Below are 16,822 nucleotides of genomic sequence, written 5' to 3'. Positions count from 1 at the left end.
GGCGGCTCCCGAAGGAAGGCGAGCCAGCCATAGCGGCAGCCAGACTGCAAGAGGGATCAGCGCACAGCCTCGAGTGCCGCCGCCAAGGCGGGATCGCGGCCGCACGCAAGGTCCTCCGGCGTGGTGATCACGCGGATGTCCGGCGCGATTCCAACGCCCTCGAAGGTGCTTCCGTCCGGGAAGCATTCGCGCTTGGCGCCGACCCAGGCCAGCATCCGGTCACCTAGGTCGAGCCGATGCGGCTGTCCGCTGCTGCCGGCGGTCGTATCGCCCACCAGAACGGCACGGCCATTGTCCTTGAACGGCATGACGAAGTCCTCGGCGGCCGAGCCGACGGTGGCGTCGATGACGAGGGCCAGCCGCCCGCGATGGGCGCCGGCGACCGGCTCGTGCCGCGGCGCCTGGTAGATCACCGGCTCAGGCTTCTCTCCAAGGGCGCGCTGCAGCGTCGTGGTGGACAGTACGGTCGACCGCCAGCGCCGATATGGCCGGTCCATCAGCGCCGCGAGCAGTTGCAACGGGGTGTTGCCGCCGCCGTTGCCGCGCAGGTCGATCACCAGTGGCGCGTCGCGGTCGAGCGTCCGAACCGCACCCACCGCGGCCGCCTCGAACCTCGGACCGTCGAAGCTGGCGATGGCCAGCACAGCCACACCGCGCTCCCCGTACCGCACGGCGGGCAGAGGCACCTCGACCACCGGCCATTCCCCCTTCGCCACGGTAAACGTGGCGCCTCCTTCCAGCCCGAGGGTGAGCGCATCAGGCAGCAGGTGCCGACGGAAGAACAGACTGTCGGCGGCCGCACGGTCGCTTGACGCTGCGAGAAATCGCCGCGCCCGGGCGAACGTCTCAGCCACCGGGGCGCCGTCGATGGTCTCGACCACGCTGCCTAGTGTCAGCTCGGCATGCCGGCTGATCGTCACCGTCCACGCCTCGCCAAGCGGCCGCAGCATCAGGCCGAACGAGCGACCATGCCGCCGCATCACCCGGTCGTCATGAAAGCCGGTGTGGCCGTTGCGCAGCTGTGCCACCAACCGCTGCGAGGCCAGCACGAAACCCAGCCGCGTTTCCGCCCTCAGCGCCTCTTCGAGATACGCGTCAAACGCCGACTCGAAGTCGAGTTCGGGTACCGCTTCCCAGTGGGCGAAGCTCCCCTCGATGGCCAAACGCAAACGGGCGGCAATTGCCGCCCGCTGCTTGATCGAAGGAGTGTCGCCGTCACTCGGCGCCGTCATCGGCGGGCTCGCCGCCCTCGGCATCGTCGTCGCTGTCGGGTTCGCTTATGCGCTCGACCGAGACCACCTTCTCTTCGGACGCGGTCTTGAAGACGCGCACGCCCTTGCTGGCCCGCTTGGTAAAGCGGATGCCCTCGACCGGCAGCCGGATCAGCTGCCCGCCGTTGGACACCATCATCAACTGGTCGCTTTCCTCCACCGGGAAGGCGGCAACCAGCGCCCCGATTTCGTCCAGCTTGTCGAGGTCGGTGGCCTGGATGCCCTTGCCGCCGCGGTTCGACGTACGGAAGTCGTAGGACGACGAGATCTTGCCGTAACCCAGTTCGGTGACCGTCAGCACAAACTGCTGGTTGGCGTCCATCTCGGCGTAGCGCTCGACCGACAGTGCGACCTCGCCGCCTTCCTCCTCGGCATCCTCGCCCACCGCGGGTACCTCGGGCTCGATGCCGTCGCCGGTCTGCGCCCGGCGGAACGCGCCGTACTGCTTGAGGAAAGTGTTGCGCTCTGCCGGGGTCGCCTCGAAATGCCGAAGGATCGACATGGAGATGACGCGCTCGCCATCGGCCATGCTGATGCCACGCACGCCAGTCGAATCCCGGCCCTTGAACACGCGGACGTCGCCCACTTCGAAGCGGATGGCACGGCCGCCCGAGGTGGCCAGCAACACGTCATTCGCAGCGGTCGCCGTCTCGACGCCAATGATCTCGTCACCCTCGTCGAGCTTCATGGCGATCTTGCCGTTCTTGTTGATCTCGACGAAATCGGCCAGCGAGTTCCGGCGCACGCCGCCCGAGCGGGTGGCGAACATGATGTCGAGCTGGTTCCAACTGCTCTCGTCCTCGGGCAGCGGCATGATCGAGGTGATGCGCTCATTCTCATCGAGCGGCAGCATGTTGATGAGCGCCCTGCCCCTTGCCTGGGGTTCGCCGATGGGCAGGCGCCAGACCTTCATCTTGTAGACCTGGCCGGCCGACGAGAAGAACAGCACGGGCGTGTGCGTGTTGGCGACGAACAGGCGCGAGACGAAGTCCTCGTCACGGGTCGCCATGCCCGAGCGGCCCTTGCCGCCGCGGCGCTGGGCCCGGTAGGCCGAGAGCGGCACGCGCTTGATGTAGCCGCCGTGGGTGACGGTGACCACCATGTCCTCGCGGGCGATGAGGTCCTCGTCCTCGAAGTCGCCGGCCGCATCGTCGATCGTGGTGATGCGGGGGGTGTTGAACTGGTCCTTGATCTCGGTCAGTTCGTCCCGGACGATCTGCATCACGCGCTCACGCGAACGCAGGATGTCCAGGTACTCGGAGATGTCCGCGCCGAGACCGTTCAGCTCTTCACCGATTTCCGTGACGCCCAGCGCCGTGAGACGGCTCAGGGTCAGTGCAAGGATGGCGCGGGCCTGCTCGTCGGAGAGCTTGAAGGTGCCGTCCTCGTTCATGCGGTGACGCGGATCGTCGATCAGCGCAATCAGAGGCGCCACGTCGCGGGCGGGCCAATCCCGCTCCATCAGGCGCTCACGGGCGGTGGCCGGATCGGGCGACGTGCGGATGAGGCGGATGACCTCGTCCACGTTGGCCACGGCAACAGCCAGGCCGACGAGGATATGGGCGCGATCCCGCGCCTTGTTCAGCAGGAAGCGCGTGCGCCGGGTGACCACGACCTCGCGGAAGTCGATGAATGCCGCGAGCATCGTCTTGAGGCTCATCAGCTCCGGCTTGCCGCCGTTGAGCGCGACGAAGTTGCAGCCGAACGAGCCCTGGAGCGGGGTGAACCGGTAGAGCTGGTTCAGCACAACGTCGGCCACGGCGTCGCGCTTCATCTCGATCACGACGCGCATGCCGTTACGGTCCGACTCGTCGCGAATGTCGGAGATGCCCTCGATGCGCTTGTCGCGCACCAGCTCGGCGATCTTCTCGATCATCACCGCCTTGTTCACCTGGAACGGGATCTCGGTGATGATGAGCGCCTCGCGCTCCTTGCGCATTTCCTCGGTGTGGACGCGACCACGGATCATGATGCCGCCGCGGCCGGTCTCGTAGGCCTGGCGGATGCCGGCGCGGCCGAGAATGATGCCGGCGGTCGGGAAGTCCGGGCCCGGCAGGACCGTCATGAGGTCCTCGGTCAGCGCTTCCGGATTGTCCATCAGCATCAGGAGCGCGTCGATGACTTCGCCCAGGTTGTGCGTCGGGATGTTGGTGGCCATGCCCACGGCGATACCGCTGCCGCCGTTGACGAGCAGATTGGGGAAGCGCGCGGGAAGGACCGTCGGCTCTCGTTCGGACGCGTCGTAGTTGTCCTTGAAGTCGATCGTGTCCTTGTCGATGTCCTCGAGAAGGCTGTCGGTCACCTTCTCCATGCGCACTTCGGTGTAGCGCATGGCGGCCGGCATATCGCCGTCGACCGAGCCGAAGTTGCCCTGGCCGTCGATCAGCGTCACGCGCAGGGAGAATTCCTGCGCCATACGGACCAACGAGAAGTACACCGCATCGTTCGAGTGCGGGTGGTACTTACCGATCACGTCGCCGACCACGCGGGCCGACTTGCGGTAGGGCCGGTTCCAGACATAGCCCTGTTCGTGCATCGAAAAGAGGATGCGCCGATGCACGGGCTTGAGCCCATCGCGGACGTCCGGCAAGGCTCGGCTCACGATAACGCTCATGGCGTAATCGAGATACGACTTGCGCATTTCGTCGGTCAGCGAAATCGGGGCGATGTCGGACGGCGCCGGAGCGCCGCTCTCGTCTTGGGTGTTGTCTGCCACGGAGCCGTATTCGAGCTAAGAAAAACTGCGGAAGCTTTAGGCGATTCCCGTCGAGGAAACCAACGACTGAGGGTTTTCGGGACGAGATGTCCACGGCATTGGAGTTGCCAGGCGCTTCTTGTGGTCACAATGCAGTGGGTTTGCGGCAACTTTGGGCCCAAAACTCGCGGGCTGCACAGGAAGGCGCTGCCCGAGCCCCCTAAACGTCTGGACGGTGTGACGCGCAGCCCTTAATGATCCGCGCCTGACGCGGGGCTTAGTCACCAAGGGAAGATTCTATTGTCGAAGGATACTCTGCTGGGCCGGATCTGGAACTGGTCCTTCGGGCATGACCGCTCCATCGGCTTCGGGCTCGAAAACATTGGCAAGGCGACGTTGAGGTGGCCGAGGATTGTGGCGACCTTCGTTCTCGCCATGACCATCTTCACCGTGACACAGATTCCGCGTGCGAGTGTCGATGGCGATATGCTGCGCGTGTTCGCGCACTCGGGCGAAGAGTACACGGCCTACCAGCACCTGGCCGATACATTCGGCACGTTCGAGAACGACATCTACCTGCTCGTCAACTCGCCCGACCTGACCAATCCCGAGACCATCGAGACGATCCGCGCCATGGCGCTGGACCTCTCGAACAGCGAATACATTACCGGCACCATGTCGGCCTTCACGCTGCGCGTGCCGGGGCCGGACGGTACCACCCTGCCCGCGGTTCCCGAGGGGCTGCAGTCGCCGGAAGAGGTCAGCAAGGCGCTCACCGACCTCTACAACAACGACCCGATGATGAAGAACCTGATCAACCCGGACCTGTCCGGCGTGGTCATCATCGTGTTCCCCAACCCCGAAATGACCAAGGGTGGCGGCACCCGCGCCATGATCAACGACCTGCGCTCGCTGGTCGATGACTACAAGTCCGACAGCGTGCAGGTCGAATTGACCGGTCCGCCGATCTGGACCAGCGAAATGTTGAACGCCGCGGTCGACGACCAGATCACCTTCACGGTCTACGGCTTTGCCCTCGGCGCCCTCATTGCCCTGCTGTCGCTGCGCTCGTTCTGGGGCGCCATCCTCGTAGCCGCGACGCCCTTCGTCGCCGTCGTTTGGGTCATGGGCACCATCATTGCCCTGTTCGGCTCGTTCTCGTTCCTCACCATCATCGTCACGACGATCGTCCTGGTGATCGCGTTCGCCGAGAGCCTGTTCTTCATCTTCAACTGGCTCGCCTACTGGCGCGAAGGCATGGATCCGTACAAGGCGGTGGATGAAACCGTCCGCGTCGTCGGCCCGGCCAGCGGGCTGACGATGCTGACCACGCTGGTGTCGTTCCTGTCGCTGTCGCTGACGGCCGGCCAGGGCATCCAGGAGTTCTCCTGGGCGGGTTCGATCGCCTCGGTGACCAACTTCATCTGCCTGATGACGTTCCTGCCGCTGCTGCTGAAGCTGGCCGTCCGGCTCGGCTTCAAGGCGCCCAAGCCGAGCTATGCCATCACGGCCCCGATCCCGGTCGCCTGGTTCGTCGCCAGCCGCCTCGGTCGGCCGCTCGCTGCAGTCGCGATCGTCCTCACCGGTCTGCTGCTGATCCCCTACGCGCTGATCCAGCCGCGGTTCTCATTCGAAGACTTCATGGCCAAAGACTCGACCGCGCTGACCGCGGCCGAGGAGATCGACGCCGGCGTGGGCGGTGTGGCGCCGCTCTATGTCAACGTCCCGCTCGACGAGGGCATCGCCGATGTCGGCGACCAGGACTTCGAGAAGGTCAAGCAGGTCCACCAGATCGTCGAGAAGTACCTCGGCCAGAACAAGGTGATCTCGGCTGCCGCGTTCACGCACTACGCGGACTCCGGCTTTACCCGCGAACAGATCTTCAACGCTGTGGGCGATCTGAAGCGGCGCTTCGTGACCGACGACGGCAACCGCGCCCTCGTCACCGGCTTCATGCCCACAATCATTTCCTCCGAGGAGCTCATCCGGCTCAAGGAAGGGATCGAGGCGGATATCAAGGCCGCGGGGATTGCAGGCGCCGAAGTTGGCGGCTTCCGGGTGATGACCACCTACGCCACGGACAGCATCGTTCGCGGCCTGCAGCTCGACCTGACGCTGTCGGTGATCGTCAACCTTTTCCTCATCGGCTGGGCCTTCCGCTCGCTGCGTGTCGCCGTCGCAGCCGCCATCCCCAACCTCTTCCCGGTCCTCGGCACCGAGGCCTGGCTATACTTCAGCGGCTCCGGCCTGCAGCTCACCACCGTGCTGGCGCTCACGATAGCATTTGGTATAGCGGTCGACGATACTACGCACTTCCTGTCGCACTATCTCCATTCGCGGCGTGAAGAAGGGCGTTCACACATGGATGCTATCCATCACACGATGCAGCGTATTGGCGGGGCGATCATCGCGGCCACACTGATCCTTTGCTCGGGCATGGCCATCGTCATGTTCTCCGCGCTGCCGCAGGTCGCCTTGTTTGGTACGCTTTTTGTGATAACTCTCGGCTTTGCATTGATCGGGGATGTGTTCATCCTACCTGCACTGCTGGTCGCCGGGGGGCGATTCTTTCATCCGCTTGGAGGCGTTAAGAAATGAAGCTCTTCGGACCCCTGACGCGCGTCGCCGCGCTCGTCGGTCTGCTTGTCGCTACCCCCATGGCTGCCGCACCGGCCTATGCCGCTGCTGCCGACGTGGCCCTGCTGAAGTCCTATGTGGGCGACTGGAAAGGGCGTGGCCAACTCATTGGCGCGGAGAGCGAATCCGTTGTCTGCCGGCTGTCGCTCAACCCGGGTAACCAGGACAAGATCAACTATTCCGGTCGCTGTTCGCTTGCCGGCACGAGCCTGTCGGTCAACGGCACCCTGCTCTACAACGACTCCGCCAAGCGCTACGAAGCGGCGATGACCTCGAACGTCACCTTCACCGGTGTTGCCATCGGCAAGAAGCAGGGTGACGGTGTCGTGTTCAACCTGCGCGAGCGCAACAAGGACGAGGAAGGCAACGACCTCACGATCACGGCAGCCATTGCGCTCAAGGGCAAGGGTAAGCGTATCGACGTCGAGTTCCAGGTCGTTTTCAATGCGACCGGCGAAATGCTGAAGGCCTCGGTGCCGTTTTCGAAGTAACTGCTTCCACTTATCGCCCTACCGATCGGGCGGACGACAACAGTCGTCCGCCCTCTTTTTTTGGTGAATTTCAATGGGATGATGCGACCGGACGGCTACGTTCGACGTTAACGAAGCCATGCCACACCTAGAGGCTATTGCCAGCCCGAAGTATGTCTATGGCCCGTCCGGCCCTTCCATCCCTGAGTTTGAGGACCGCGCTCTACGTCGCGGTGATCTGCTTGGCCATCCTCGGATTCGAGGGATGGAGGGAATGGACGGCTTATGGTGCCGCCCTGAACCGGGCTGGCCTCGAGGCGCAGAATCTTGCGCACTCGCTTCGCCAACATGCCGAGGATACGTACGAGATGGCGGATACAGCCGTCTCGATGGTGGCCTTCGAGGCTCAAGCGATCGACGACGATCCGGATGAGCTCATTCGCGCCGACTCCTTCATCCGGCGGATGATCGCGGGCAGCCCGCGACTGCATTCCATCACCATCATCGACCGCAACGGTCGTCGGATCGCAAGCACGTCATCGGAGGCCAGCAGCGGCAACTTCGGGAGCATCAAGTTCTTCCAAAATCACCGTGCGTCGAGCAGCCTCGGTACATTCTACGGCCCACCGATCCGCACCAGCGACGGCGCACTCGTCACCACCGTAAGCCGGCGCTTCAACAATCCGGACGGGACCTTTGCCGGGGTGGTCCTCGCCACCATCGACTCCCGATACTTCGCGCAAGTCTACGACGTCATCGACGTGGGACGGCGCGGCGCCATCAACCTGTTCGACACGGCCGGTCACCTCCTCAGTCGCTCGCCCTATCAGGCCACGCTTATCGGTTCGAACATGAGCGGTCGGGAGCTCTTTGCCCAGGAGCTCGCGAAGTCCAACACCGGCGCGTACCAGTTCACCTCACCCATAGACGGCGAGAACAGGATCGGCGGCTACGACAAGAGCGTCAGCTACCCGCTCGTAGCGGTCGTCGGCCTTTCGCGCGACGAGGCCCTTGCCACCTGGTGGGAGGGAGCCATCCTCCGGGGGCTGCTCGCACTGGCGCTGGCCGGCACAATTGCTCTGCTCGGGCTGAGGCTTGCCGACCAGATTCGGCGTCGTCACCGCAGCGAGGCTGTTCTCGAGCAAAAGGAATCCGAGTTTCGCCTGCTTGCCGAGAGCGCCAGCGACCTGGTCGAGCGGTTCGACCGGGAGGGTACGCGTACCTACATCTCCCCTGCCCTCGAGCGTCTCACCGGCTACCGCCCGGACGAGCTCATCGGCCTCAACGCCTTCGACGTGGTCCACGACGACGACCGCCCGACAGTCGTGGCAGCAGCCGACCGGCTGCGAAGCGGGGCGTCCGAGCAGGAAACGGTGGCGTTCCGCCGCCTGCACCGCGACGGACGTGAGATCTGGCTCGAGACATCGCTGCGAGTCGCGGCCGAGACCGGCGGGGGCTTTTCGGTGGTGGGGGTGACGCGCGACATCACCGAGCGCAAGCGCCTCGAGATGAAGCTGGAGGCAATGGCGATGCGCGACGGCCTGACCGGGCTCGCCAACAGGCGTGCCTTCGACGCGGCGATCGTGGCGGAGCTCGCCCGCGCTCGCCGCAGCGGCGCGCCGGTGTCGCTGCTGATGATCGATGCCGACCGGTTCAAGCGCTTCAACGATGACAATGGGCACCTTGCCGGCGACGCCTGCCTGAAGGCCATCGCATCGATAGTGGCACTCGCGGCGCGCCGCACTACCGACCTCGCCGCCCGCTATGGCGGAGAGGAGCTTGCTCTACTTCTGCCGGAAAGCGACGCGGCCGGTGCACGGCACATCGCCAACGACATCTGCCGCCAGGTCCAGGCGCTTGCCATCCCGCATCAGCGGAACCTCCCATGGAAGGTGGCGACCGTCAGCATCGGCGTGGCGACCATCGATCCGAGGCGGGACGACGCCAGCCATGATGGGCCCTGGCTTATCAGTGCTGCCGACCTGGCGCTCTATAGCGCCAAGGCGCAGGGCCGCAACCAGGTCGTCGCGGCCCCGAGCAGCACCCGCGCCCGGTTGGTGGGAGTACTTTGAGGGGGCTGAACTCGGGTGGTGTGTCGGCCGCCCTTCACGCACCAAGTACGAACGTCAAGCGCTCGCGCGAACGGGCAGATGGATGCCGATGGTGCTGTCCGGCGCTTCCAGCTTCGCTATGTCGCCCCAGTATTCGAAGTCGAACGGCGCACACTGCTCGCGCTGGTTGTCCTTCATCCAGGCGTTCATGGCGGCGTAGCTGCCGCCGATCCGGGATTCGGGACCCTTGTGCTCGAAGCGCAAGAAATGTCCGGCGGGGATGGTGTGTGCGGTCATGCCCGTCGGCACCGCGCCGAGGCGGTCGACCGCCTTGCCCACGACATGCGTGAATGGGGTATTCGGGGTCCAGCCCGGCCCGTCATAGACCTGGACGAGATAGATGCCGTCCTCGGTCTTGCCGGCAATTTCCCCCGCTCTCGACGCAAGTTCCTGGCGCAGCCGGTGCACAACCTTCGACTTCAGAATCTCGTTGAGCGTCGCCCGGATCCTGAAGCCGACCAAGTGCTTTTCCGGGCGATCGATCGCTTGAACTTCTTCTGCCAGCACGTTCGTCCCCCTCCAGAACCACGTCCAGTCGCGAAAATGGGCCGACATGCGGCCCATTTCTCTTCTACAATCGCTGCCCGTCCTCAGAACGGGATGTCGTCATCCATCGAGCCGGACTCGAAGGCCGGCGCGGAACTGGGGCGACGCGACTCCTGGCGGGCGCCGCCGCCACCGAAGGACGAGTTTTCGCGCGGACCGGAGAAGCCGCCGCCGGCGCCCTCACCCTCGCCGCGCCCGTCGAGCATGGTCAGGGTCGAGTTGAAGCCCTGCAGCACGATCTCGGTCGAGTACTTGTCCTGGCCCGACTGGTCCTGCCACTTGCGCGTCTGCAGCGAGCCCTCGATGTAGACCTTTGCGCCCTTGCGCAGGTACTGCTCGGCCACGCGCACGAGGCCCTCGGAGAAGATCACCACGCGGTGCCACTCGGTGCGCTCCTTGCGCTCGCCGGTGTTCTTGTCGCGCCACTGGTCCGAAGTGGCGACAGACAGGTTCACGACCTTGCCGCCACTTGGCAGGTTCCTCACCTCGGGATCATTGCCCAGGTTTCCGACGAGGATAACCTTGTTCACACTGCCAGCCATGGCACATTCCTTTCATCCGTTCCCGGATACGCACCGGGCTGAAAACTGAGGCGCGTATCCTACCGCTATCGTATCGGCGGTGCGCGCGACATTGCGCGTCGCCCACAGTTTCGTCGAAACCGTTCGCTTTATGTTCTACTTTGTCGCGCCATTGTCAAGCAGCGAGGGCGTACGCCAGGGCCCCAGCCCCGACGCACGAGGTTCGAACCCGCTGTCCGGTCAGGCAGTTCCAACTGCTTTTATCCCGAGCCGGCTGCCCATCGTGAACGGACTTGACCGAATCCGGATTGTTCTACTTATGTTCTCGATCAGTTGATCGTGGCATGACGGTGTTGATGGTGACAGGGGGAGCCGTCACGTGGTTAGAGTTGCAACTCCGGCGCCCGATCCCCAGATGAGCAGCCGATCCCACATTTTCGGAAACCCTGACACGATTTGGCACATTGCGGCACTAAGGTCGCGCGCCTCGCAGGTGGATAGTATCAATGGCCGACAAACGTAACCCGAACCGCGACCTCGTCATCCGTGGCGCCAAGGAACACAACCTCAAGAACGTCGATCTGAGGTTGCCTCGCGACAGCCTCATCGTGATGACCGGCCTATCCGGCTCGGGCAAGTCGTCGCTTGCCTTCGACACCATCTATGCCGAGGGCCAGCGGCGCTACGTGGAGTCGCTCTCCGCCTATGCGCGCCAGTTCCTCGAGATGATGCAGAAGCCCGATGTGGAGAGCATCGAGGGCCTGTCCCCGGCCATCTCCATCGAGCAGAAGACCACAAGCCGGAATCCGCGCTCGACCGTCGGTACCGTCACCGAGATCTACGACTACCTGCGCCTGCTGTTTGCGCGCGTTGGCATCCCCTACTCGCCCGTCACCGGGCTGCCGATCGAAAGCCAGACCGTCAGCCAGATGGTCGACAAGGTCATGGCGCTGCCCGAGGAGACGCGCCTCTACCTGCTCGCGCCCATCGCGCGCGGCCGCAAGGGCGAGTACAAGCGCGAACTCAACGACCTCATGCGCAAGGGCTTCCAGCGCGTGAAGATCGACGGCGAGTTCTGGGACATCGAGGATGCGCCGAACCTCGACAAGAAACTCAAGCATGACATCGAGGTCGTGGTCGATCGCGTGGTCGTCGGACCGGATATCGCGGGTCGGCTGGCCGAGAGCTTCGAGACAGCGCTGAAGCTGGCCGACGGCATCGCCTTCGCCGAGTTTGCTGATGAGCTGGACGAGAAGGGCGCGCCAAAGCGCCTGATCTTCTCGGAGAAGTTCGCCGATCCGATCTCGGGCTTCACCATTCCCGAGATCGAGCCGCGGCTGTTCTCGTTCAACAACCCGTTCGGCGCCTGCCCGGTCTGCGACGGCCTCGGCACCGAGCAGAAAATCGACCCGAACCTGATCGTGCCCGATGGCAGCCTGTCGCTGCGCGATGGGGCCATCCTGCCGTGGTCGAAGACCTCGGCGCCGTACTACCTGCAGACGCTGGGAGCAGTGGCCAAGCACTTCGGCGCCTCGACTGGAACGGCCTGGGACGAGTTGCCCTTCGAGGTCCAGCACGCCGTGCTCTACGGCACGGGTTCGACGGCGATCCAGTTCGTCTATGACGATGGCCTGAGGACCTACAAGTCGACCAAGCCCTTCGAGGGCGTGATCGGCAATCTCGAGCGCCGTTACAAGGAGACCGAGAGCGCCGGCATGCGCGAGGAGATCGAGCGCTACATGTCGCAGGCGCCCTGCCTCGCCTGCAACGGCTTCCGGCTGAAGCCGGAATCGCTGGCGGTGAAGATCGACGGCCTCCATATCGGCCAGGTCAGCGACAAGTCGATCAAGGCGGCGGCCGAGTGGTTTGCGACCCTCCCCGGCAAGCTCAGCGAGCAGCAGAACCATATCGGCGAGCGCATCTTCAAGGAGATCCGCGAGCGGCTGGGCTTCCTCAACGACGTCGGGCTCGACTACCTGACGCTGGCGCGCAACTCCGGCTCGCTGTCCGGCGGCGAGAGCCAGCGCATCCGTCTCGCCAGCCAGATCGGCTCGGGCCTCACCGGTGTGCTCTACGTGCTCGACGAGCCTTCGATCGGGCTGCACCAGCGCGACAACGAGCGGTTGCTCGAGACGCTGCAGCGGCTGCGCGACATCGGCAACACCGTGATCGTCGTCGAGCATGACGAGGACGCGATCCTTGCCGCCGACTACGTGGTCGATATCGGCCCCGGGGCCGGTGTCCATGGCGGGCACATCGTTGCCGAGGGCTCGCCCAAGGATATCATGACCAACCCCAAGAGCATCACCGGCAAGTACCTGACCGGCGAGCTCGCGATCCCCATGCCGATCGAGCGGCGCAAGCAGAGCAAATCCAAGAAGCTCCATCTCGACGGCGCCACGGGCAACAACCTCAAGAACGTGTCGGTCGACGTGCCGCTCGCCAACTTCGTCGCCATCACCGGCGTCTCCGGTGGCGGCAAGTCGACGCTGATGATCGACACCATGTACCAGGCCATCGCCCGCCGGCTGAACGGCGCGCGCGTCAACCCGGCGCCGCACAACCACCTCACCGGCCTCGAGCACCTCGACAAGGTGATCGACATCGACCAGTCGCCGATCGGTCGCACGCCACGCTCCAACCCGGCCACTTATACCGGTGCCTTCGGCCCGATGCGCGAGTGGTTCGCCGGCCTGCCGGAAGCCAAGGCGCGCGGCTACGGCCCGGGTCGTTTCTCGTTCAACGTGAAGGGCGGCCGCTGCGAGAAGTGCGAGGGCGACGGCGTCATCAAGATCGAGATGCACTTCCTGCCCGACGTCTACGTCACCTGCGAGGTGTGCAAGGGCCACCGCTACAACCGCGAGACACTCGAGGTTCAGTTCAAGGGCAAATCGATCGCCGACGTGCTCGACATGACCATCGACGAGGCGGTGGAGTTCTTCGCGGCGGTCCCCTCGATCCGCGAGAAGTTCGTGACCCTGCAACGAGTTGGCCTTGGCTACGTGAAGGTCGGCCAGCCGGCCACGACGCTTTCGGGCGGCGAGGCGCAGCGCGTCAAGCTATCGAAGGAACTGAGCCGCCGCGCCACCGGCCGGACGCTCTACATGCTCGACGAGCCCACTACGGGCCTTCACTTCCACGATATCGCCAAGCTCCTCGAGGTGCTGCACGAGCTCGTCGACAGCGGCAACACGGTGGTGGTGATCGAGCACAACCTCGAGGTCATCAAGACCGCCGACTGGATCATCGACATGGGTCCGGAGGGCGGTGACGGCGGCGGCGAGGTGGTCGGCGAGGGCACGCCCGAGGACATTGCGGCCAACACGCGCTCGTACACCGGCAAGTTCCTGAAGGAAGTCATGGAACGCCGGCCGCAGCGCGTGCAGGCGGCGGAGTAGGAACAGTGACGTCGGGTCGCCTTGTTCCGACCCGACATCCCTGCTCTATCTGGGTCGTGGCGCCGAAGGTGCCAAATGCACCTCGGGGCACCGCATGACCGACATCCCCATATTCGACGGCCATAACGACGCGCTGCTGCGTCTGTTCAACGACAGCTCGCCGGATCCGGTCGCCCGCTTCCTTGCCGGCGGCGGTACGGGACACATCGATCTGCCGAAGGCGCGGGCCGGCGGGCTTGCCGGAGGCTTGTTCGCCGTCTTCTGCCCCTCACCGAACGCCAGGGATATCAGTGGACCGTCGGGAACCGCTCCCGACCTCCCGCTGCCGCCCGAATTGCCGATGGATGCCGCCCGGCGGATCACGGTCGCGCAGATCGCCCTGCTGCTGCGCCTCGAAGCCGCGTCCGACGGATCGTTTGCGGTCTGCCGGTCGGCTGGCGATGTTCGAGCCGCGATGGGACGTGGCGCCATCGCGGCGGTGCTGCACATCGAGGGCGCCGAGGCGATCGACGAGGACCTGTACTTCCTCGATGTCCTCCATGCCGCCGGGCTGCGCTCGATCGGGCCGGTCTGGAGCCGCACGAACATCTTCGGCTATGGCGTGCCCTTCCGCTTCCCGCACTCGCCGGATATCGGCCCGGGGCTCACCGAGGCGGGCAAGCGGCTCGTCCGGGCCTGCAACGAGAAGCGTATCCTCGTCGATCTTTCGCACATCACCGAGAAGGGCTTCTGGGACGTGGCGGAGATATCGACCGCACCGCTGGTCGCGACGCACTCGAACGTCCACGCGCTGACGCCCAGTCCGCGCAACCTGACCGCCGACCAGTTGCGCGCAATCCGCGAGAGCGACGGCATGGTGGGCCTCAACTTCGCGACGGGCTTTCTGAGGCCTGATGGACGGATGACGACCGATACCAGCGTCGAGCACATGGTGCGCCACCTCGATGCGCTCATCGAGGCGCTGGGCGATACCCGCGTGGGGCTGGGTTCGGATTTCGATGGCGCCACGATCCCCGCGGCGATCGGGTCAGCTGCTGGCCTGCCGGTACTGTTCGAGGCGCTGGAGCGGCATGGTTATGACCGGACGCTGCTCGAGAGGCTGGCGAGCGGGAACTGGCTGTCGCTGCTCGAGCGCACCATCGGCTGAGCTCAGCCGGAAAGCCACCCAGAAAAGGCTGAACGCCCGCTTCGGTCTGAAGCGAGCGTTCTAGGATGCCGGCGTTACGCAGGAACCAGTCGGCGTACCGTTAGATGGTGCGCGCATGGTCGCGTGCGACGCGCTGGATGTCGGTGCGGGTGATACCCAGGTCGCTCAGCTGGCGATTGTCGAGAGCAGCAAGCTCACGGACGGTCTGCTGGTAAGCGGCCCATTTCTTGAAGGTAGTACGGATGCCCATTTGTTTTCTCCTTTCGTCTACGCACCAAGAGATAGTCGTAGCGTGGGTGATTGAGCAGTGGGGAAAGTCTCAGTGCCGTTATGCGTCTTGTGCATGGCTATGACTGGGTGCGTTCATCTTCGATTCAGCTTGGTGGCGACAAGGTGGCGACCAGGCAGGGGCGGGTATGGTTAGCGAAGAATGAAGGGTCAGCGGTCGAACAGGCCGCGAGTCATTTTTCGGAAGTCCGACCCGCAAATCCCTATTCCATCACGGATTGTCGGAGCATCTGCCTCACGTGGCGTCTGCCTGAGGTCGACCAGTCGCCTTTGCCGCCAGACGGCGCGTACGAACACGGCGGTCTCCTTTCGCGGATCACGACCAGGGTAGGATGCGCTGATTTGCGGGGATGCGCATCGGGGCAAAATACAGTGCCGACATGCGCTCGGTGCATGGCAAATTCATTCTACTGTCATGTTCCCTGGGGGCGAAAAGCGAAGGGGCCGGCGTTGTACCGACCCCTACTTTGTGGGTAACGACCGGCGAAGTACCGGGGAATTACCGGATTGTTCCGACGGTCCAGAACAAGGTTTCCCCCGAGGAGTCCGCGACGCCGTCGTTGTCGGTGATGACGTAACCGGTGCCCGCCGTGTCGATGGCGAAGCTCTCGACCTTGTCGACAACATAGCCGTTGTTGGATGCGAGGTCGGGGATCAGGTCGCGAACCTCCTCCTTGGCCGGTCCGGCCGTCGACGATGACGATCTCGTTGTTCTCCTGCAGCGTCACGGCGACCTCATCGAGGCCGTTGATCGCGACATACTCAGGTTCCGCGTCGTCGCCGGCGATGGTGGCGAGACCGGTGAGATCGACCTTGGTCAGCGATTCCGGATCGAGCGAGCCACCGGCCAGGGACAGCAGCACGTGCATGGCGTCCCCCTGAATTGAGGGCACCGGCTCAGGAGGGCTGCGCTACGCTCACAGACAGCGGGGTGACGGTTGCGTGACAGCGCTCAAGCGCACGCAACCTTGTAGTGCTTCACGGTCTCGGCCATGCCGTAGACCAAGGCATCCGCGGTGATCGCATGGCCGATCGAGACCTCGGCAAGGTCCGGGATGGCGTGCTTGAGCGGCGGCAGGTTGACCAGATTGAGGTCGTGCCCGGCGTTCACCAGCAGCCCGCCCTGCCCCGGGCGCGCGTTGTGACCGGCGGCCCGCGCCGCATCGGCCGTCTCCTTGAGCGCCGCCAGATGCACGGCCTGTACTTCCGGCTTCAGCGAGCCGCCATAGGGGCCGGTGTAGAGCTCCACGCGGTCGGCGCCCACGCTCGCCGCCGAGGCGGGAGCCGTCGGATCGGCGTTGATGAAGAGCGAAACGCGGATCCCGGCCGCCTTCATCCGGGCGATCGCCGGCTCGAGCACGGCCCGGTTGGCCTCGATGTTCCAGCCATGGTCGGAGGTGGCCTGCAGCGGATCGTCCGGCACGAACGTCACCTGGTCCGGCTTCGCGCGCTCGACGAGCGTCAGGAAGTCCTCGGTCGGATAGCCCTCGATGTTGAACTCACGGCCCGGGTAGTCCTGCCGCAGCAGCGTCACGAGCTCGAACACATCCGTTCGGCGGATATGTCGCTCATCCGGACGCGGATGCACCGTGATGCCATCGGCGCCGGCATCGAGCGCGATCCGCGCGATGTCGCTGACGCTGGGCCACGGCACGCTCCGGCGGTTGCGGAGGAAGGCGATGGCATTGAGGTTCACGGATAGGTGCGTCATGGCAGCCCCTTGGCTTGGCCAGTGCTG

General features: G+C 64.7%; 12 protein-coding genes. 5 read left to right on the top strand and 7 right to left on the bottom strand.

The features are described 5' to 3' along the window. Positions 1 to 56: 56 nt before the first annotated feature. Entirely contained in the window at positions 57 to 1,232 is a 1,176-nt protein-coding gene (locus PRN20_RS11755; protein WP_273957546.1) for a S41 family peptidase, read from the bottom strand. Then, the gene (gyrA, locus tag PRN20_RS11750) at positions 1,216 to 3,987 is read right to left on the bottom strand and encodes a DNA gyrase subunit A (protein WP_443112552.1); all 2,772 of its coding nucleotides are present in this window, start codon (positions 3,985 to 3,987) and stop codon (positions 1,216 to 1,218) included. The genes PRN20_RS11755 and gyrA overlap by 17 nt, the downstream gene beginning before the upstream one ends. 279 nt (positions 3,988 to 4,266) lie before the next feature. Between gyrA and PRN20_RS11745 the strand changes: the two genes are divergently transcribed. From PRN20_RS11745 to PRN20_RS11735, 3 genes are all read left to right on the top strand, one after another. Then, on the top strand, positions 4,267 to 6,564 hold the full coding sequence (locus PRN20_RS11745; RefSeq protein WP_273957545.1) for an efflux RND transporter permease subunit: 2,298 nt from the start codon (positions 4,267 to 4,269) through the stop codon (positions 6,562 to 6,564). Further along, a complete protein-coding gene (locus tag PRN20_RS11740; protein ID WP_273957544.1) occupies positions 6,561 to 7,094 on the top strand; it encodes a hypothetical protein in 534 nt (177 codons plus the stop codon). The genes PRN20_RS11745 and PRN20_RS11740 overlap by 4 nt, the downstream gene beginning before the upstream one ends. 347 nt (positions 7,095 to 7,441) lie before the next feature. Beyond that, the gene (locus tag PRN20_RS11735) at positions 7,442 to 9,145 is read left to right on the top strand and encodes a sensor domain-containing diguanylate cyclase (RefSeq protein WP_273957543.1); all 1,704 of its coding nucleotides are present in this window, start codon (positions 7,442 to 7,444) and stop codon (positions 9,143 to 9,145) included. A 54-nt stretch (positions 9,146 to 9,199) separates the two neighbouring features. Here PRN20_RS11735 and PRN20_RS11730 read toward each other — a convergent pair whose 3' ends face one another. Together PRN20_RS11730 and ssb are read right to left on the bottom strand one after the other, a co-directional pair. Continuing rightward, a complete protein-coding gene (locus tag PRN20_RS11730) occupies positions 9,200 to 9,739 on the bottom strand; it encodes a GyrI-like domain-containing protein (RefSeq protein ID WP_273957542.1) in 540 nt (179 codons plus the stop codon). Between the two features lie 35 nt (positions 9,740 to 9,774). Then, positions 9,775 to 10,272, bottom strand: a complete 498-nt coding sequence (gene ssb, locus PRN20_RS11725; protein ID WP_273957541.1) for a single-stranded DNA-binding protein — start codon at positions 10,270 to 10,272, stop codon at positions 9,775 to 9,777. Between the two features lie 485 nt (positions 10,273 to 10,757). On the opposite strand from ssb, the gene uvrA reads away from it, so the two are divergent. Next, positions 10,758 to 13,649 carry an excinuclease ABC subunit UvrA gene (gene uvrA / locus PRN20_RS11720; protein ID WP_273957540.1) on the top strand — a complete coding sequence of 964 codons (2,892 nt, stop codon included), beginning with the start codon at positions 10,758 to 10,760 and terminating at the stop codon, positions 13,647 to 13,649. Positions 13,650 to 13,743: 94 nt separating this feature from the next. Then, positions 13,744 to 14,796: a dipeptidase gene (locus PRN20_RS11715; protein WP_273957539.1), complete on the top strand. Its 1,053-nt coding sequence runs from the start codon at positions 13,744 to 13,746 to the stop codon at positions 14,794 to 14,796. Positions 14,797 to 14,896: 100 nt separating this feature from the next. On the opposite strand, the gene PRN20_RS11710 is transcribed toward PRN20_RS11715, so the two are convergent. The 3 genes from PRN20_RS11710 to PRN20_RS11700 all read right to left on the bottom strand — a co-directional run bounded on the left by PRN20_RS11710 (position 14,897) and on the right by PRN20_RS11700 (position 16,795). Next, positions 14,897 to 15,046: a DUF1127 domain-containing protein gene (locus PRN20_RS11710; protein WP_273957537.1), complete on the bottom strand. Its 150-nt coding sequence runs from the start codon at positions 15,044 to 15,046 to the stop codon at positions 14,897 to 14,899. Between the two features lie 451 nt (positions 15,047 to 15,497). After that, the gene (locus tag PRN20_RS11705) at positions 15,498 to 15,953 is read right to left on the bottom strand and encodes a hypothetical protein (protein ID WP_273957536.1); all 456 of its coding nucleotides are present in this window, start codon (positions 15,951 to 15,953) and stop codon (positions 15,498 to 15,500) included. Between the two features lie 83 nt (positions 15,954 to 16,036). Further along, entirely contained in the window at positions 16,037 to 16,795 is a 759-nt protein-coding gene (locus PRN20_RS11700; RefSeq protein ID WP_273957535.1) for a pyridoxine 5'-phosphate synthase, read from the bottom strand. Positions 16,796 to 16,822: the final 27 nt, after the last annotated feature.

Source organism: Devosia sp. ZB163 (assembly GCF_028613635.1).
In the GTDB taxonomy this organism is placed as follows: Bacteria; Pseudomonadota; Alphaproteobacteria; order Rhizobiales; family Devosiaceae; genus Devosia_A.
Note: the sequence above shows the minus strand (reverse complement) of the source record. Positions and strands in the feature narration are given on the sequence as shown.